The sequence below is a fragment of the Pseudomonas sp. D8002 genome (assembly GCF_013385695.1).
In the GTDB taxonomy this organism is placed as follows: domain Bacteria; phylum Pseudomonadota; class Gammaproteobacteria; order Pseudomonadales; family Pseudomonadaceae; genus Aquipseudomonas.
This window is the reverse complement of the sequence record NZ_JACAPM010000020.1, coordinates 67,588-84,160: the sequence shown is the minus strand read 5'-3', so window position 1 is coordinate 84,160 and position 16,573 is coordinate 67,588. Positions and strand designations below refer to the sequence as shown.

17 protein-coding genes and 1 riboswitch are annotated in these 16,573 nt (G+C 61.6%); of the genes, 10 read left to right on the top strand and 7 right to left on the bottom strand.

Features of this window, described 5'->3' with window-relative positions:
• Nucleotides 1-6 precede the first annotated feature (6 nt).
• Nucleotides 7-1,302, bottom strand: a complete 1,296-nt coding sequence (locus HX807_RS12110; RefSeq protein ID WP_371316162.1) for a serine hydrolase domain-containing protein — start codon at nucleotides 1,300-1,302, stop codon at nucleotides 7-9.
• 254 nt (nucleotides 1,303-1,556) lie between these two features.
• Between HX807_RS12110 and HX807_RS12105 the strand changes: the two genes are divergently transcribed.
• The gene (locus tag HX807_RS12105) at nucleotides 1,557-3,650 is read left to right on the top strand and encodes an EAL domain-containing protein (protein ID WP_177050077.1); all 2,094 of its coding nucleotides are present in this window, start codon (nucleotides 1,557-1,559) and stop codon (nucleotides 3,648-3,650) included.
• On the opposite strand, the gene HX807_RS12100 is transcribed toward HX807_RS12105, so the two are convergent.
• On the bottom strand, nucleotides 3,628-4,494 hold the full coding sequence (locus HX807_RS12100) for a LysR family transcriptional regulator (protein ID WP_087694167.1): 867 nt from the start codon (nucleotides 4,492-4,494) through the stop codon (nucleotides 3,628-3,630). The two genes, HX807_RS12105 and HX807_RS12100, sit on opposite strands and share 23 nt — an antisense overlap.
• A 92-nt stretch (nucleotides 4,495-4,586) precedes the next feature.
• On the opposite strand from HX807_RS12100, the gene HX807_RS12095 reads away from it, so the two are divergent.
• Complete coding sequence (locus HX807_RS12095; RefSeq protein WP_102604786.1) at nucleotides 4,587-5,141, top strand: DUF4865 family protein; 555 nt, start codon at nucleotides 4,587-4,589, stop codon at nucleotides 5,139-5,141.
• A 40-nt stretch (nucleotides 5,142-5,181) separates the two neighbouring features.
• On the opposite strand, the gene HX807_RS12090 is transcribed toward HX807_RS12095, so the two are convergent.
• Nucleotides 5,182-5,910: a CbtA family protein gene (locus HX807_RS12090; RefSeq protein WP_177050075.1), complete on the bottom strand. Its 729-nt coding sequence runs from the start codon at nucleotides 5,908-5,910 to the stop codon at nucleotides 5,182-5,184.
• A 15-nt stretch (nucleotides 5,911-5,925) separates the two neighbouring features.
• The gene (locus tag HX807_RS12085) at nucleotides 5,926-6,138 is read right to left on the bottom strand and encodes a CbtB domain-containing protein (RefSeq protein ID WP_003208073.1); all 213 of its coding nucleotides are present in this window, start codon (nucleotides 6,136-6,138) and stop codon (nucleotides 5,926-5,928) included.
• A 31-nt stretch (nucleotides 6,139-6,169) separates the two neighbouring features.
• Nucleotides 6,170-6,309, bottom strand: a riboswitch (cobalamin riboswitch).
• 27 nt (nucleotides 6,310-6,336) lie between these two features.
• Here HX807_RS12085 and HX807_RS12080 point away from each other — a divergent pair.
• The 3 genes from HX807_RS12080 to HX807_RS12070 are packed head-to-tail and all read left to right on the top strand — an operon-like array spanning nucleotide 6,337 to nucleotide 8,446.
• Nucleotides 6,337-6,900 (top strand): histidine phosphatase family protein, encoded by a 564-nt coding sequence (locus HX807_RS12080; protein WP_177050073.1) that lies wholly within the window; start codon nucleotides 6,337-6,339, stop codon nucleotides 6,898-6,900.
• Nucleotides 6,901-6,958: 58 nt separating this feature from the next.
• Nucleotides 6,959-7,714 (top strand): precorrin-6A synthase (deacetylating), encoded by a 756-nt coding sequence (gene cobF / locus HX807_RS12075; RefSeq protein ID WP_003208076.1) that lies wholly within the window; start codon nucleotides 6,959-6,961, stop codon nucleotides 7,712-7,714.
• Between the two features lie 12 nt (nucleotides 7,715-7,726).
• On the top strand, nucleotides 7,727-8,446 hold the full coding sequence (locus tag HX807_RS12070) for an alpha/beta hydrolase (RefSeq protein ID WP_177008244.1): 720 nt from the start codon (nucleotides 7,727-7,729) through the stop codon (nucleotides 8,444-8,446).
• A 144-nt stretch (nucleotides 8,447-8,590) separates the two neighbouring features.
• On the opposite strand, the gene HX807_RS12065 is transcribed toward HX807_RS12070, so the two are convergent.
• Both HX807_RS12065 and HX807_RS12060 read right to left on the bottom strand, forming a co-directional pair.
• On the bottom strand, nucleotides 8,591-9,169 hold the full coding sequence (locus HX807_RS12065) for a hypothetical protein (protein WP_003208079.1): 579 nt from the start codon (nucleotides 9,167-9,169) through the stop codon (nucleotides 8,591-8,593).
• Between the two features lie 72 nt (nucleotides 9,170-9,241).
• Nucleotides 9,242-11,050, bottom strand: coding sequence for a monovalent cation:proton antiporter-2 (CPA2) family protein (locus HX807_RS12060; RefSeq protein WP_008437055.1), 1,809 nt, complete (start codon nucleotides 11,048-11,050; stop codon nucleotides 9,242-9,244).
• Between the two features lie 359 nt (nucleotides 11,051-11,409).
• Here HX807_RS12060 and HX807_RS12055 point away from each other — a divergent pair, with 359 nt between their 5' ends.
• From HX807_RS12055 to HX807_RS12045, 3 genes are all read left to right on the top strand, one after another.
• Complete coding sequence (locus HX807_RS12055) at nucleotides 11,410-11,775, top strand: type II toxin-antitoxin system RelE/ParE family toxin (protein WP_003208083.1); 366 nt, start codon at nucleotides 11,410-11,412, stop codon at nucleotides 11,773-11,775.
• Nucleotides 11,768-12,073, top strand: coding sequence for an XRE family transcriptional regulator (locus HX807_RS12050; RefSeq protein WP_003208085.1), 306 nt, complete (start codon nucleotides 11,768-11,770; stop codon nucleotides 12,071-12,073). The genes HX807_RS12055 and HX807_RS12050 overlap by 8 nt, the downstream gene beginning before the upstream one ends.
• A 116-nt stretch (nucleotides 12,074-12,189) precedes the next feature.
• Nucleotides 12,190-13,086, top strand: coding sequence for a LysR substrate-binding domain-containing protein (locus HX807_RS12045; RefSeq protein WP_371316471.1), 897 nt, complete (start codon nucleotides 12,190-12,192; stop codon nucleotides 13,084-13,086).
• Here the strand turns inward: HX807_RS12045 and HX807_RS12040 are convergent.
• Complete coding sequence (locus HX807_RS12040) at nucleotides 13,076-13,477, bottom strand: RidA family protein (protein ID WP_177050071.1); 402 nt, start codon at nucleotides 13,475-13,477, stop codon at nucleotides 13,076-13,078. The genes HX807_RS12045 and HX807_RS12040 overlap by 11 nt on opposite strands.
• Nucleotides 13,478-13,658: 181 nt before the next feature.
• On the opposite strand from HX807_RS12040, the gene HX807_RS12035 reads away from it, so the two are divergent.
• A complete protein-coding gene (locus tag HX807_RS12035; RefSeq protein ID WP_177050069.1) occupies nucleotides 13,659-15,212 on the top strand; it encodes a DUF726 domain-containing protein in 1,554 nt (517 codons plus the stop codon).
• A gap of 41 nt (nucleotides 15,213-15,253) precedes the next feature.
• Nucleotides 15,254-16,573 (top strand): Nramp family divalent metal transporter, encoded by a 1,320-nt coding sequence (locus HX807_RS12030; protein WP_087694160.1) that lies wholly within the window; start codon nucleotides 15,254-15,256, stop codon nucleotides 16,571-16,573.

The following is a 16,573-nucleotide window of genomic DNA, read 5'->3' as shown; positions in this document are numbered from 1 at the left end:
AGACGGTCAGTGTGGCTTGGACATTAAAAAAGCCGCCATGGCTGCATAGGCGGGCAAGGTCACCCCATCATTGGCGGCGTTGCCGGCCACCGGGTGGGAGGCATAGCGAACAATCACCATTTCGGCCTTGGGGTCGATGTAGATGCTCTGGCCATGCACCCCGCGGGCCATGAAGGCGCCGTCGGGATTGTGGGTTACCCACCACATGTTGCGATAGCTCCAGCCCTTCAATTGAGCGTAGCCGGCCTGGGCGAACGCCTGCTTGTCGCCGCCCTGGCGAATATCCGTCACCACGTTTTCGGGCACGATCTGCTGGCCATTGAAGCGCCCGCCGTTGCGCAGCATCTCGGCAAACCGGGCCAGGTCCCGCAGCCCGGTGTTCAGGCCGCCACCGGCGAAGGGTGTGCCGATGGAGTCGACGGTGAAGTAGGCGTCCTGTTCGGCGCCAAGCCGACTCCAGATGCGTTCGCTGAGCAGTTGCGCGACATTGCGTCCGGTCGCGCGGGCAATCACCCAGCCGAGTACGTCGGTATTGACGGTCTTGTAGCCGAAGGCACGCCCGTGTTCGCCACGCTGCTTAACCGTTTGCAGGAACTCGTAGTAGCTGCGCGGCCCGGTGTAGTCCTTGGGTTTGGGCAGCGGGTTGCCGGCCTGGGCGTGGGCCCAGACTTCGGCGTTGGGGTCGGCATAATCTTCGCTGTAGTCCAGGGCGGTGGTCATGTCCAGCACCTGGCGCAAGGTGGCGCTGCCAAAGGCCGAGCGGCCGAGTTCGGGCACGTAGTCGACGATCTTTTTCTGTGGGTCCAGGGTGCCATCGGCCACCAGCATCGCGCCCAGGGTACCGATCACCGATTTGGTGACTGACATGGCCGCGTGTTGCCCATCCTCCTTGAGCACCCCGAAATAACGCTCATAAACCACCGTGCCTCGATGCATCACCACGATGCCATCGGTGTAGGTGGCGTCCAGGGCCTGGCGCCAGGTCAGCGGCTGGGCTGCACCCACTGGCTGCACGGGGATTGCATCGAGTGCCGGGTCGAGTTTGCGTGGCAATGCCAGCGGTGCGCCGAGCCCGCGGGAGACGTTCACCGTGGGCATCAATTGGCGAAAGTTGGCGACACTCCAGCGCATCGCCGGGAAGCGGAAATAGCTGCCGTCTTCAAAGCGTACGGTGCGGTCGGCCGGCGGCGGTGCGCCGACCATCCATTGCAGCCTGGCCGGGTCGCTGGCCTGGGCATCGGCGAAGGTCGGGGTGGCGGCGCCGGCCAACGGGCTGGTCAGCCCCAGCAGCGCACAGGCCATGAGGGGAGTGAATCGCAGCATCAGTCGAGTCCGTTCGAGGGGTGCGTCGTTTTTTACGACAACCAGTGCGCCAAAGGATGGGCCAACCCGAGCCAATCGACAAGCAGCAAGCCCCTGCGGTGATTCTGAATAAATGCGCCAGGGGCGGCAAAAGCCTTTCGCTTGCGGTGTCAGGGCGTGTAGCGTTACCCCGTGATAAGGCGACAGCCAGGTGTTATTTTGCGACCCTGGCATCAGGGACCGAGGAACAGGTGATGGCGCAAACGCTGTTCAAGCTTTTCTTCACCCAGCGGCTGGCGGCCCTCGCCAGTACCGAGTCGTTGCGGGCCATACGCGAGGGGCTGTTGTGGATCCTGCCGTGCCTGCTGGTATCGGCCGGTTTCCTGATCCTGTCCGAATGCGCCCGAGTGCTGGGTTTCGACCCTCAGGTGGTGGCCTTCCTGGCGGGGTTGCACAACCAGATCAGCTCGGTGATCCCGCTGCTGGTGGCAGCCTCCATCGGTTACATGCTCGCTATCCAGCACCGCCTGCCGCAACTCCCGGTAGCGTTCCTGTGCCTGGCCCATGTAGTGATTGCCACGTTTGTGCTGCGGGATTTTCCCCGAGCCTCGGCGACCTTCGTGTTGTTCATCGCCATCGCCTCACCGCTGATCAATGTGCCCGCCATCGCCTGGCTGCATCGGCGTCGCTGGACGCGGTTGATCAACGAAGACCTGGTGGGGCACAACCTCAAGGGCACCCTCAATATGGTGGTGCCGGGGGCAATCACGGCGCTCGGGCTGGTGCTCGTGCTGTCGTTGCTGTTGCAGATTCCGCAGGTGGCACAGCTTCAGGGGCCGCAGGTGCTCGATGCACTGGAGACGCCCTATGGCAGCGGCCTGTTTGTGACCCTGATGAATTCGCTGCTGTGGTTTTTCGGGATCCATGGGGTCTACGCCATGCAGCCGTTTTTTGATGTGCTGGACCAGGCGGTCGGGCTCAATAATGCGGCGGCGGCCGCGGGCGAGCCGGTCAAATATCTACTGAATGGCGGCTTGCTGGGCAGTTTCGCGTTTATCGGCGGTTCGGGTGGTGCCCTGTGCCTGCTGCTGGCGATCCTGCTGTTTTCCAAAAGCCGGTCCATGCGATTGGTGGCGATGGCGAGCCTGCCGTTGTCGTTGTTCAATGTCAGTGAAGTGCTGTTGTTTGGTTTGCCGATCATTCTTAACCCGCGGCTGTTCATTCCCTTTCTGGTGGTGCCGGCGTTCAACGTGATACTGGCGTTGATGGTGGTGCAGATTGGCTGGGTGTCGCCTGCGGTGGTGAGTGTGCCGTTTACTGCACCGGTGTTGCTCAACGCCTATTTAAGCACCCACGGTGACCTCGCGGCGGTGTTGCTGCAGGTGGTGTTGCTGGGGGTTGGCACGCTAATCTATGCGCCCTATGTGCGCGCGATCAACCGCCAGGCCTCGGAGGGCGGCACGGTGTATTTGAAGTCGCTGGACATGACCTTTCGCGGCCTGGAAGAAAAAGGCCGCTTGCTGGAGCTGGACCCGGTGATGGCGTCCCACAAGGCCCAGGCGCGCCAGGTCAGCGAGTTGAGCCATATCCAGCAGATCAGCGACTACGAGTTCTACCTCGAATTCCAGCCGCAGATTTCCACCCGGACCGGGCTATGCACCGGTTGCGAAGCGTTGATGCGGGCCCGGGACGCCGAAGGTACGGTGCATTCACCCTGGGAGTTCCTGCAATGGCTGGCCCATGCCAGGTTGATGCCCGACGTGGATGTGTGGGTGGCATCCCAGGCTGTGCGCCAGTACCAGAAGTGGCAGAAGGTCGGGTTTACGTTGCCGATGACGATCAATATCTCCAGCGCCACGCTGACTACCCCGGCGTATGGTGATCGGCTGGTGGAGATACTGGCCCAGGCCCACGGGCAGGTTTCGGTGGAGATCACCGAGGATGCGCTGGTGGGCGATATCCAGGGCACGCGGCAGATGATCGAGAAGCTCCAGGCGATTGGTGCCAAGGTGTATATCGACGACTTCGGCACCGGATTTTCAGCGCTGAGTTACCTGCACCAGTTCCCCGTGGATTTCATCAAGATCGATCGCAGTTTCGTGGTCGCCCAGCATGATCCAAAGGGCGCCCAGGTGTTGACCGGGATGCTGCGGTTCTGTGAGGCGTTGAACCTCGGCGTGGTGGTGGAGGGCGTGGAAACCGCCGAGCAACTGGCGTTTTTGCAGTCGGGCTCGGAGCTGATCATCCAGGGCTGGTACTTCAGCAAGGCGCTGCCGGGCGATGAACTGGAGCGGTTCGTGCGCGGGCGGTATACCCAGATGCAATCTAACGCTCCAGAACCCCTCTGAAGGTTGCGCTCAACGCCCGCAATGTCTCGCGGGAGCGGCCGTCGCTGATGCGGCTATGCAGCACGATTTCACTGACGGGCAATGCCGGTAATCCGTACTGTTCGCTGACGTCCACGGCGCCCGCCGGCGCCACTCGCCGGGCCAGCGCCGCCACACCCAGGCCGGCGCTGACTGCCGCACCTACCGCCATTACGCCGCCGCCGACAAACACTTCGGTCCAGTCAATCCGCGCCTCATCCAGCGCGCGCACCGCCAGGTGTCGCACGCCGCAGGGCGAGGCCATGGTTGCCATGCGCAGGGGCGTGCCGGGCGTGTGCTGCCAGGTAGGCGCGGCGAACCAGCCAAAGCGCTCCACCACCAATACCTCACCGTCCTGGCGATCGCCTTCGTTGCGCACGATCACCGCGTCCAGTTCGTTGCGGTCGAACGCCGCCACCAGGTCGCGGGACGAAGCGATCCGCACCTCCAGGATCACCAGCGGGTCATAGGCAGCCAGGCGGCTGAGCCACAGTGGCAGGTCCGGCCCGGCCACGTGGTCGCTGATGCCGATCACCAACCGTCGCGGGGCGCCATTGCCCATGTCACCCAACGCCCGTTCGTGGGCATTGAGCAATGCGCGGGCGGCGACGATGAACTGCTCGCCCTGGGGCGACAGCCGCACATGCCGCGGTGTGCGCACCAGCAGGCGATAACCGAGGCGTTCTTCCAGGCGCTTGAGCTTGAGGCTGATGGCTGCCTGCGAGGTGTCCAGTGCCTGGGCCGCGCGGGTGAAACTGGCGAAATCGGCGACCAGGACAAAGGCATGCACGGTGTCGATATCCAGCGGCTTGAGTGCGTCGGTCATTTCAGTTCCTTATCACACCTATATCTGGTGATATCTTGCTGAAATCATGGGCGCTGCGCAAGCTGGGCACTCATCTGAACAGGAGCGCCATGATGTTTGCCAAACAGTATTCACACCGCTTGCCAGCCGATTACGACATGGGTGTCATCCGTGAGCGGGCCGCTCGCCTGGGGCCGTTGTGGGATCATGCCGAGGGTTTGCTGTTCAAGGCGTTTATCGCCCAGGAGCGAGGGCAGGGGCCGGGGGTGGGTAACCTGTATTCGTCGGTTTATCTGTGGTCGGATCCTTTGCAGGCTGCGGATTTCTTGCTCGGCGAGCGCTTCCAGAAGGTCCTCGACAGTTTTGGCCAGCCGCACATTGAGTCCTGGTTACCGTTGGATGTGCAGCGAGGTCCGGCGCAAGACGCCTTGAGCCTGTATCGGGAGGAGTGGGCGCTGGCGCCGGGGGCGGACCGCGGGCAAATCCTCGCCGCAGAAAAGGCCCGCAACCAGCAGCTCGCGGACAGCAGCGATAACTTCGCGGTGTTTCTGGCGCTGGATGTGCAGGCGTGGAAGCTGGTGCGAATTACCTTGTCGGCCAAGGTGCTGGATGTGAACCATCCGGGCAATGGCTACGAGGTGTTCTACCTGGCGCGGCCCGGGGTGTGAATGCCGGTAGCCGCCGATGCGTCGGCGGCTACCTGTACCGTCAGGAATTGAGACGCGCCTGAGGCTGGCTCAGCTTGCGCTCGGCCACGGCGCCGAACACCAGGCCCAGGGTGGTCCACAGCACCAGTTGAATCCCCAGGGAAGCCACGCGGAATTTCCACAGCAACACTGCCGAGAACTGTTCCGGCACTTCGTTGATGGTCGGGAACAAGCTGCCGGCCACCGACACGATCACGATGTACAGCGCCACACCGAGAATCGCGCCTGCCCATAGGCCACGGCTGGCAATCAGCTTGCGCGCCGCGTTGATCGCAATCACCGCAGCCGCCACCGACACCAGCAGCATCAGGAAGAACAGCTTGGTGCGTTGCGCGATGGTGGCCGGGTCGCCCACCGATGGCGGGTTGGCCGGATACTTCAGCCCCGGCACCACGATGATCGTCACAAACGCCGCCAATGCCAGCAGCGCTGCCAAGCCACGGGGGCCGACCTTGCCGATGCGGCCCAGGGAGTAGGCGAACACCAAGGCGAAAATGCCACCCAGGGAGACGCTGTACAGCACCACGCCGGTGAACAAGCCGAAGGTACTTTGTACTTCGCGGCTCACCAGTTCTTCTTCCGGCGCGTCGCCGTGAATCTGTGCCATCTGATCTTCGAAGGCGATGGCCTTGTCGATCTGCGGCTCACCAAAGGTCTTGGCGAAGCCGAAGGCCAGGATGCCGGCGAGCAGGCCCACCAGCATCCCGCGAACGAGTAAATGCCCTGTCATGTCGTCACGCTCCAATCAATGGCAGGGGAAACCCAGCAGGTGGCGACCGTCATGCACAAACTCATGCACGTACATGCCTTTGAACACGGCCGTCGCGCCTTGCTCGGCGCCGACGAAGTAAATCGCGAGCAACAGCAGCAGGCCGCCGAAGATCGCCCAGGGCAGGATTTCGCCCAGGGGAATGGACGGTATTGAAACGTCGGAGCCAGTTGCAGCGGTATAAGCCATGAGAACCTCCAGGGATGACGCGTCCCGAAATGGATAGCGAGTTGGCTGAAACAGGGTCTGGCTTACGGCTAAAAGGCCGAATACAGTGGCGCGACCGCGCCGGCATTGAACCGGCTTCCTGTTGCAGAATAGTTGAAACATGTTGAAACAACTTCGCAAGTCTACGCTGACTGCACCTTAAAACCAGAGCGATTTGTCATGCAGGCCACCCGTTTGACCCTTGTTGCCCACGCCAGCACCCGTGCCCAGAAACAGGCACGCTTTGCGCTGGATGAGTCGGTGGAGATGGACTGGCAGCAGGCGGCGCTTTCCCAGGGGCAACGCTTCAAGCGTGCACCCCTGGTGCTGTGCGGCCCGGAGGCGCGGACCCGGCAGACGGCGGCGCTGTTTGCCGACGATGCTTTGGTTGAAACAGCCCTGCGCGATTGTGATTTTGGCCGCTGGCAAGGGTTGGCGATCGAGGAGGTTCAGCAGGCCGAACCCGAAGCGCTTCAGGCCTGGTTGACCGACAGCACCTCGGCGCCCCACGGCGGCGAGTCGGTAGTGCAACTGTGTGAGCGGATAGGACAGTGGTTGCAGTCCCTCGAGCAATCCCCGGGGCATGTCGTGGCGGTGACGCATCCATTTGTGATCCGCGCAGCGCTGCTGCATGTCATGCAATGCCCACCCGCCATGTTCAACCTGATCGACGTGGAACCGCTGTCATCCACCGAGTTGCGATTCAATGGGCGTTGGCGCCTGCGCCTGGAAACTCACGCCTGACGTCCCGAACATGGCAAAATCCGTTCCCCGCACCGAGACCACCCATGAAGACTTTCCCATGAAACGCATCCTGATCATCGGCATTGGCGCCGGCAACCCTGACTACATCACGATGCAGGCGGTCAAGGCGCTCAACCGCACCGACGTGTTTTTCCTGATGGACAAGGGCCAGAGCAAGGACAAGCTGATCGACCTGCGCCGGGAAATCTGCGAGACCTACATCACCGATCACGCCTACCGCTTTGTCGAGGCCGATTGTCCCGAGCGGGTGCGTGGCGATATCGACTACACCACCGCCGTGAAGGACCTGAACCGCGACAAGCAGCAGACCTTCGAACGGATGATCAATGAAGAAATGGCCGACGGCGAAGTGGGCGCATTCCTGGCCTGGGGCGACCCCGCACTGTACGACAGCACCATTCGTATCCTGCAGGCGATCCTCGCCAGCGGCAGCTGCGAATTCGAATTTGAAGTGATCCCCGGGATCACCAGCGTCCAGGCGTTGGCGGCGCAGCACAAAGTGCCGCTGAACCGCATCGGTCGCTCCATCGAAATCACCACCGGGCGCCGGTTGGCGGCGGGGCAGGCGAGTGATGCCGACACCCTGGTTGTCATGCTCGATGCCGAAGATTCCTACCGCACCGTGGCCGATCAGGACCTGGATATCTACTGGGGCGCCTACCTGGGCACACCGGATGAAATCCTGATCAGCGGCAAAGTGGCCGAGGTTGCCGAAGAGATTGAACGTGTGCGCAAGGCGGCGCGCCAGGCCAATGGCTGGATCATGGATACCTATTTGTTGCGCAAACCCTAGAGGTTGATGCTCATGCTCAAACTGATTGCCCTGACAGTGGCGCTGTTTACCGGCGCCGCACAGGCCGAAGACGTATTGCACACCGACCTGCCGCTGCCTTACCTGGAGCAGACCCAAAGTGATGCACGCAACGAGCCGCTGGTGATCTTCCTGCACGGTTATGGCAGTGACGAGGCCGACCTGTTCGGGCTCAAGGACCGCTTGCCGTCGACCTGGACCTACCTGTCTGCACGGGCACCGATGCCGGTGGAGGGCGGTGGTTATCGATGGTTTCGCAAGAAGCCGGGCGATGGCGATTTTGATGGCGAGACCGCCGACCTGCAGAGCAGCGCCAAGCTGATCGAAGCCTTCGTCGCCCAGGCCACCACCAAGTACCACACCCAACCTGAGCGGGTGTTTCTGGTGGGGTTCAGCCAGGGTGCGATCATGTCGTACGAAGTCGGGTTAAGACATCCCGAAACCCTGCGCGGGATTTCGGCGTTGAGCGGCAGCCTGCTGCCGGTACTCAAGGCCGAACTCAAGCCGGATGCGCGACTGGGCAAGCTGGCGATTTTCATCGGTCACGGGACGCTGGACCAGGCGCTGCCGTACTACTCGGCAACGCGGGCCAACGAGGTATTGCAGGGGATTGGCCTCACCCCGGAATTCCACGGCTACCCGGGGATGATTCATACCGTCGGTGAGGCGGAGTTGCTGGACTTGAAGCAGTGGCTGGAAAAGAGCCTGCACTGAGTCCGACGATGTGGACGCGGTCAAAATGTGGGAGCGGGCTTGCTCGCGAAAGCGGTGGGTCAGTTAATACATGTGTTGACTGAAACACCGCTTTCGCGAGCAAGCCCGCTCCCACATTGGATTTTCACTGCCAGATAAAACCGGTTATTTACCGCCGATAATCTGCTTCACCAACAGTGCATGACCGGCTTCATCATCCGCCCGGGAAATGGCCTGCACCACCAATTGGTGGCTGCCGGAGCCCGTCAGGAAGGTGGAACTCAGTGTCTTGCCACCGCCCATGGTCGCGGTGCTGTCGACCTGGCGCAGGGCCAGGCCTTTCACGGTGAGTTTCTTCTCGGCACCTTTCTTGAAGTCCGGCAGGGCGGCGCTTTGTTCCTTGACGAAATCCGCCACGGCACCGTCGAGGAACTGCGGGTCGTTGTCCTTGATCAGGCCGGCGACACTCGGTTTTTCGACGACGAAGATCACGCTTTTGGTGGCCTGGTCACTGTACATCGTGCCGCTGGCGCCTGCGGTGCCGTGCTCGGCATCACCGGCCGGCAGTGGGTCGGCCAGGTAGGACTTGGGCAGGTTGAAGCTGAACTTGCCATCCAGGGTGGAGATGGTCTGGGTGGCGGTCTTCTGCGCCGCTGGCTTGCTGGCGGCGAGGACTTGGCTGGCGCCGAACCCGGCGGCCAGCGCGAGGGCCAAGAGGGCTGCGGTCTTGCTGAGGGTGGCCATGAAGCTCTCCAGGGATGAACGAAATTGCGCCGTATTCTGTCAGAAAATTCGCAAGATCGTTCATCTCCATCCCTACACCTTGTCGGACTCTTCCTCGATCCGGTCCATCTCAAACAGCCGTGCCAGTTCCGTCCGGGCTTCCTGGGCAGACTGCATCACCTTGGCCGCGTCGTCATACACGGCGTGTTGGGCCGCCAGCAATTGCAGGTCATGGTTTTTGAAGCGGCTGATGCGCGCGTCGGCCTGGGCCTGGGTCAAGCCAAGGCCCACCAGGGTGCGGCGGCTCATTTCCAGGCTGGAGTAAAACGTCTCGCGCACCGGTGACGCGTCGAGGTCCACCAGGCGGTGCACATGCTGGCGGTTACGGGCGCGGGCGATGATCTTCATGTGCGGGTAGAGGCTGCGCACCAGCTCGGCGGTCTTGATGTTGATCTCGGGGTCGTCCATGGCGATCACGAAAAACTCGGCCTGGTCGACTTTCGCTGCGTGAAGGATTTCCGGGCGCTGCGGGTCGCCGTAGAACACCGGCATGCCGCCGAAACTGCGGGTCAGTTCGATGGTTTCCACCGAGGTGTCGAGGGCAATGAACGAGATGTTCTGTGCCCGCAGGATCCGCGCCACGATCTGCCCCATGCGGCCCATCCCGGCGATCACCACCCGTGGCGCATCGCTTTCGATGGCACGGTATTCCTCGGGCACTTCCACCGGCTTGGCCTTGGGCTTGAACAGCTTGGGGCAGAGCAACAGCAGCAATGGCGTCACGGCCATGGACAGGGTGATGGTCAACACCAGGATGTCGTAGAGGTGCGGCTCGAACAGGCCTTGGTCGCGGCCGATCTTGAACACCACGAATGCGAACTCACCACCGGCTGCCAGCACCACGCCCAGGCGCAGCGCGCTTTCAGGGTTCAGGCCGCCTGCCAGGCGACCCACGCAAAACAGCAGCGGCAACTTGATGGCGATCAGCAGCAGGGTCAGCCCCAGCACGATCACCGGCGCGCTGAACAGCAGGCTGATATTGGCGCCCATGCCCACGCTGATAAAAAACAGACCCAGCAGCAGGCCCTTGAACGGTTCGATCTGCGATTCCAGCTCATGCCGGTATTCGGAGTCTGCCAGCAGCAACCCGGCGAGGAAGGCGCCGAGGGCCATGGACACGCCCACCAGCTCCATCAGCCATGCGGTGCCGATCACCACCAGCAACGCGGTGGCGGTGGAGACCTCCCGCAGGCCGGTCTTGGCGACGATGCGAAACACCGGCCGCAACAGATAGCGCCCGCCGATGATCACCACGGCGATGCTACCCAGTACTTCCAGGCCGTGTCGCAGGCCCTGGGAGGTGGTGGCGGGATGATCGCTGCCCGCGAGCAGCGGCACCATGGCGATCAACGGGATGGCGGCGATGTCCTGGAACAACAGAATCGCAAAGGCCAGTCGCCCGTGGGGCTGGTTGAGTTCCTTGCGCTCGGCGAGGCTTTGCAGGCCAAACGCGGTGGAGGAGAGCGCCAGGCCAAGGCCCAGCACAATCGCGCTGTTCCATGATTGGCCAAACACGAACAGCGCGACCACGCCGATCACGGTGCCCGTCAGCAACACCTGCGCCAGGCCTACACCGAACACTGCCTTGCGCATCACCCACAGACGCTTCGGTGACAACTCCAGGCCAATGATGAACAGCAGCAATACCACCCCAAGTTCGGAAAACTGGCTGACGCTTTGCGGGTTGCCCACCAGGCCCAGCACCGATGGGCCGATGATCACCCCGGCCAGCAAGTAACCCAGCACGGCACCCAGTTGCAGGCGCTTGGCCAGGGGCACGGTCAGGACGGCAGCGAGCAGGAATACAACGGCTGCTTGTAACAGGTTGCCTTCATGGGGCATTGGGGACTCCGGGATCGTTTTGCTGAATCAACAGGTTTTCCTGTAGGAGCGAGCTTGCTTTGCAGGTCCCAAGGCCTTCGCCTCCGGGTTCATTGGATGTCGTCCGGTTCTTTCGCGGCACTCTCCAAACTATTAATACCATTTATTTCAATGAGTTTTATGCACGTGGCGGTCGGGATCATCCGTGGTGCCGGCGCTGTGGTCGTGTCTTCAGCCGCGCGAAAGGGTGGTTTTTTATGGGCTGAGCATTGTGCGGGAATAATCTACAAACACTTTTCCGGGACAGACGGAAGCCTGTACACGCCAGGAACTCCTACAGTTATGCTCTTGAGTTTATATTCCATGGATGGCATATTTGCATGAGTTGGGACGTTGAATACACGGACGAGTTTGGAATCTGGTGGGGCGGTCTGGATGCAAAGGAGCAATCCTCAGTATCGGCCAGTGTGGATTTACTGGGCCTTCTGGGGCCAGGCCTTGGCTTCCCCCACAGCAGTGACATCAAGGGCTCCAGGCATGGCTGCCTGCGAGAGTTGCGGGTGCAACATGCCGGGCGGCCTTACCGCGTCCTGTATGCATTTGATCCGCGCCGGTGTGCCTTGTTGCTGATTGGCGGGGATAAAACCGGTCGAGGCCGGTGGTATGACGAATACGTCCCGCTGGCTGAGAAGTTGTATGACGAACATTTGGAAACACTGCTTAAAGAGGGCCGTCACCATGGCTAAAAAATTCAGTGAGCTGCAGGCTCGCATGACACCGCAAGCCCGGGCCGATGCAGAGCGCATCTTCCAGCAACACCTGAAAGAAATGCCCCTGCATGAACTGCGCAAGGCGCAACAGATGAGCCAGGATACGCTGGCCAAGGCGCTGAATATCAATCAGGCGGCAGTGTCCAAAATGGAGCGGCGTACCGACATGTATATCAGCACGCTGCGTAACTATATCCGCGCCATGGGAGGAGAACTGGAGATTGTCGCTACGTTTCCTGATGGCCAGGTAAAGATCGAGAACTTTGCCCACTGAGTCATCCGCTCCGTCAAAGCCCGGCCATGCGCCGGGTTTTCTGTTCGCTGAATGCCTGTCGTCATTGTGCAGCTTAATGGACAATACTCGCCATTCTCGCCCCATCGGACATCAACGTGAACCAACTTCTCGCCATGCGTGCCTTCGTCCGTGTCGTCGAAACCGGCTCCTTCAGCCGCGCGTCCGACCAGTTGGCACTGCCGCGTTCCACCGTCAGTAAACTCATCACGGACCTGGAGAAGCACCTTGGCGTCAAGTTGATGCATCGCACCACCCGTGCGCTGGCGGCGACGCCGGAGGGGTTGGAGTACTACAGCCACGCGCTGTGCCTGGTGGCGGAACTCGATGAACTGGACAATGCCCTGCGCGGGCAGAAGCTCAAGCCCGGCGGCCACCTGAAAGTGGATGCGCCGGCGTCCTTTGCCAATTGCCTGCTGATCCCGGCGCTGGTGGATTTTCATCGTGAGTACCCTGAGATCACCATCGCCCTGGGCATCAGCGACCGCGCCGTGAATATCGTGGGGGAGGGCGTGGATTGCGTGCTGCGCGCTGGCAAGCTCGATGACATGGCGATGATCGCCCGCAAGGTTGTCGACCTCGAGTACGTCACTTGTGCGGCCCCCGGCTACCTGGAGCGCATGGGTACGCCCGTGTCTCCCGAGGACCTCGAGAAGAACCACCTCAAGGCGGGGTATTTCTTTGCCGGGTCGGGTAAGCCGGAGCCGTTGATTTTCGAGAAGGGCGCGACTCGGTATGAGGTAGGCAACTGCGCGTTTTCCACCAACGAAGGCAACGGCCTCAAGGAAATGCTGCTCGCCGGCCTGGGCGTCGGGCAGCATTTCAAGACCATCGTTGACTACTACGTAGAGGCAGGCCAGTTAGTCCCGGTACTCGAAGACTGGACCCGGCCCGCCACGCCGTTGCACGTCATCTATCCACCCAATCGCCATCAGAACGCCCGGCTGAAGGTGTTTATCGACTGGGTGATCGAGCGGTTCTGCGTCAGGCAATAATCGCTGTCACGCGGATTTCAATGCGCATTGCCGGCAGCCCCAGGGCTTCTACTCCCAGCTCAGTCCAGATGGGGGCGTGATTGGGCATGTAATGGCGGTACCACTTGACCATCTGCTCGTTCACCTCCGGCGGGAAACCTCCCACGTGGTAGGAATTGACGTGTACCACATGCTCCCAGCCGGCGCCGGCTGCCGCCAGGGTGCGTTCGAGGTTTTGAAAGGCCAGGGCGATCTCGTCGGTGAGGGATTCGGGAATCTGGAACTCGTCATCCCAGCCGCCGTGGCCCGAGGTTTCGACGCGGTTGCCGATTTTGACCGCCTGGGTGTAATGCAGGGTCTCGCGTGCAATGTCGCCGTAACCGGGTGTGATGAAAAACTCGGGCTTGCTCATGGTGTTCCTCGGTTTCAGTGGTTGACCCGACAAAGGTTAATGGACTGAATCTGCGAACAAAATCCGCGTTTTTTGTCATCACTGTGCAGCGATATGGATAGTCCGAGTATCAGTTTTTCACATTCCCGTAGCCCGCCCTTTGTTACTATCGCCCTCCGTCGTCGCCAGGAGTCACCGTCACATGCAACACCAGTGGGATGAAATGCACCGCACCCGCAAGCCCACGTTTGTGCTGTGTGGCGAGCCCCAGGGGGATGTGCTCAATCTCTACGTGCATGGTTATTCGGCGTTCTTCAACCAGCAACAACTGGGTAGTTTCTCCCGGCAACTGGCAACCATCGAAGGCTCCACCAACCTGATGCTGTTCTGGCCGGCAGGGCATTTCCTGGAAAACCTGTTTGCGCCGTTCAAGGACGTGATTACCTCGATGTTGGGTGGCGGCAGCCTGGGTGCCGCAACCATCGGGGTGGGCAAGGCGATTGCCTATTTCCTCGACCACTACAAAAGCGTCGAGGCGCGGGTGGATGAGGTCGCCAAAAGCCTGCTGCCCGAATTGGCCAACTACCTCCATGGCGAGTCGATCAAGGTGCGGCAGATCAACCTGATCGGCCACTCCCTGGGCGCGCGCATCCTGGTCAAGAGCCTGCTGGCCAGCCCTGAGGTGGCCCGTGAGTTGCCGCTGAACAACCTGCTGCTGATGGGCGGTGCGATTTGTACCTCCAGCCCCTGGGACCTGGTCTCGGCGCCGCTCAGCGGTCGGGTGATCAACTGCCACTCGAGCAAGGATTGGGCGCTGGCGCTCAAGCCGGACACCGAGCGCTGCATCGGTCGTTATGCGATCCCGCTGACACCGGCGCTCAAGGCCAAGGTCGCCAACGTGCACCTGGCCACGTTCGACCACGCCGCGTATTGGCCGCAACTGAAGACGGTGGTGCAGTACACCGACCTGCTGCAGGAACGCCGGGGCATGATCCGCGCCGATCAACGCAGCAGCGAAGTGCGCTTTGCGGAAGAGGATGTCGAGCTGTTCCCGCTGCTGGTGCAGGCGCGGCCGGAGGAGTTGCAGTTTTTCGCCGAGCTGATGGCGCAAAAGCGCAGTGCCTCTATCGACGCCACCGTGCGCGAGCCCTTGAAGCTGGCCATCGAGTTGCAGCGCATGGGCGGCGACACCTTTATGAACCTGGCCCGTGGTCATGGCGTGAGCTATCGCGAAATCGCCCAGGACGTGGCGCAGCGGGTGGGTATCAAGTTTGATCAACCGATCGAGAAAGTGGCCCTGGCGGATCTGGAACTGCAGGTTGCGGAGCGGCTGATCGAGCAATACAAGGACAAGCTCAGCCAGGCTGATCGCCAAGTGTTCGAGGCAGAGTTGAAGGCTGCGGCACAAAAGGAACAGGGTTTTTTCAATCGTTTCGATGTCGGGCGCTCAGCCACCACTGCCCTCAGCGGGACCGCGCTGGCCGGGTTGACCGGGTTTATCCTGCGCCGGGGCGCGGCCACGGCCATTCCGGTGGTGGGGCAGGCGCTCGCGGCGGCGATGCTGCTGGTGACCGGCGTGCGGGCGTTTTCCGGCCCCGCGTATTCCATCACCACCCTGGCGGTGCTGGTGATTGGGGTGATTCGCGAGCGCCTGGAGCGTGAAGCACTGAACCAGGAGATGGATCTGGTGGTCCAGGTGATAGAGGCATTTGATCTGCCCCGGGAGACGGTGATGCGTACCGTTGCGTCTGACTGATAAGCTGCGTTCACGTCTTGTGTGAAAGCCTGGTACCCCGCGTGAAATTCAGCCTGCCCAAAATCGCTACCGCCCCGTTCTGCCCGCCGGAAGTCGCCGGCTCCATCGTCGTTGATCCCCGTGCCTCGTTTTTCAAACGTGCGCTGATGTTTGCCGGCCCTGGCTTGCTGATCTCCATCGGCTACATGGACCCGGGCAACTGGGCAACGGCCATCGAGGCCGGTTCGCGCTACGGCTACAACCTGTTGTTCGTGGTGCTGCTGGCGAGCCTGGCGGGGATGGCGGTGCAGTGCCTGTGCTCACGGCTGGGCATCGCCACCGGCAAGGACCTGGCGCAACTGAGCCGCGAGCGCTACAGCCGGCGCTCGTCGTTCGTGCAGTGGATCCTTGCGGAAATCTCGATCATCGCCACCGACCTCGCCGAAGTCCTCGGCTGCGCCCTGGCGTTTCACCTGTTGCTGGGCGTGTCACTGACCACCGGGATTGTCATCACGGCCTTCGATACCTTGCTGATCCTGGCCCTGCAAAATCGAGGTTTCCGCCGGCTGGAAGCGATCATGCTGGCACTGGTTGCGACCATCGGCGTGTGTTTCTTCATCGAGCTGGTGCTGATCAAGCCTTACTGGCCCGACGTGTTTCGTGGTTTCACCCCGTCGTTGTCCGCCATCAGTGATGCCGCACCGTTGTACCTGGCCATTGGCATACTGGGGGCCACGGTGATGCCCCATAACCTCTACCTGCACAGCTCCATTGTGCAAACCCGGCTGGTCGGCAAGGACCTGGCCAGCCGCCAGGACGCGGTGAAATTGGCGCGTATCGATACCATCGGTTCCCTGTCCCTGGCACTGCTGGTCAACGCGGCAATCCTGATACTGGCCGCCGCTGCGTTCCACCAGACCGGCCACACTGATGTGGTGGAAATCCAGGACGCCTATCACTTGCTCGACCCGCTGGTGGGTGGCGCGTTCGCCAGCGTGCTGTTCGGTGTTGCGCTGTTGGCTTCGGGCCAGAGCTCCACGTTCACCGGCACCATTGCCGGGCAAGTGATCATGGAAGGCTACCTCAACCTGCGCATTCCCTGCTGGCAGCGACGCCTGATCACCCGTGGCCTGGCGCTGATCCCGGCGTTCCTCGGGGTGTGGCTGATGGGGGATGATGCCATCGGCAAGCTGCTGATCCTCAGCCAGGTGGTGTTGAGCCTGCAGTTGCCGTTTGCGTTGTTTCCGCTGATCCGCATGACGGGTGACAAGCGCCTGATGGGGCCGTTCGTCAACAGCTTGCCTACGCGGCTGCTGGCCTGGAGCTTGTTTGTGGTGATCAGCGGGGCGAATGCCTGGCTGATCGGGCAGTGGTTGTTTTGA

Bases quoted from the DNA above. Each gene is read 5' to 3' on its own strand.
- HX807_RS12110 (WP_371316162.1), bottom strand. From the start codon at position 1,302: ATGGCCTGTGCGCTGCTGGGGCTGACCAGCCCGTTGGCCGGCGCCGCC.
- HX807_RS12105 (WP_177050077.1), top strand. From the start codon at position 1,557: ATGGCGCAAACGCTGTTCAAGCTTTTCTTCACCCAGCGGCTGGCGGCC.
- HX807_RS12100 (WP_087694167.1), bottom strand. From the start codon at position 4,494: ATGACCGACGCACTCAAGCCGCTGGATATCGACACCGTGCATGCCTTT.
- HX807_RS12095 (WP_102604786.1), top strand. From the start codon at position 4,587: ATGTTTGCCAAACAGTATTCACACCGCTTGCCAGCCGATTACGACATG.
- HX807_RS12090 (WP_177050075.1), bottom strand. From the start codon at position 5,910: ATGACAGGGCATTTACTCGTTCGCGGGATGCTGGTGGGCCTGCTCGCC.
- HX807_RS12085 (WP_003208073.1), bottom strand. From the start codon at position 6,138: ATGGCTTATACCGCTGCAACTGGCTCCGACGTTTCAATACCGTCCATT.
- HX807_RS12080 (WP_177050073.1), top strand. From the start codon at position 6,337: ATGCAGGCCACCCGTTTGACCCTTGTTGCCCACGCCAGCACCCGTGCC.
- cobF (WP_003208076.1), top strand. From the start codon at position 6,959: ATGAAACGCATCCTGATCATCGGCATTGGCGCCGGCAACCCTGACTAC.
- HX807_RS12070 (WP_177008244.1), top strand. From the start codon at position 7,727: ATGCTCAAACTGATTGCCCTGACAGTGGCGCTGTTTACCGGCGCCGCA.
- HX807_RS12065 (WP_003208079.1), bottom strand. From the start codon at position 9,169: ATGGCCACCCTCAGCAAGACCGCAGCCCTCTTGGCCCTCGCGCTGGCC.
- HX807_RS12060 (WP_008437055.1), bottom strand. From the start codon at position 11,050: ATGCCCCATGAAGGCAACCTGTTACAAGCAGCCGTTGTATTCCTGCTC.
- HX807_RS12055 (WP_003208083.1), top strand. From the start codon at position 11,410: ATGAGTTGGGACGTTGAATACACGGACGAGTTTGGAATCTGGTGGGGC.
- HX807_RS12050 (WP_003208085.1), top strand. From the start codon at position 11,768: ATGGCTAAAAAATTCAGTGAGCTGCAGGCTCGCATGACACCGCAAGCC.
- HX807_RS12040 (WP_177050071.1), bottom strand. From the start codon at position 13,477: ATGAGCAAGCCCGAGTTTTTCATCACACCCGGTTACGGCGACATTGCA.
- HX807_RS12035 (WP_177050069.1), top strand. From the start codon at position 13,659: ATGCAACACCAGTGGGATGAAATGCACCGCACCCGCAAGCCCACGTTT.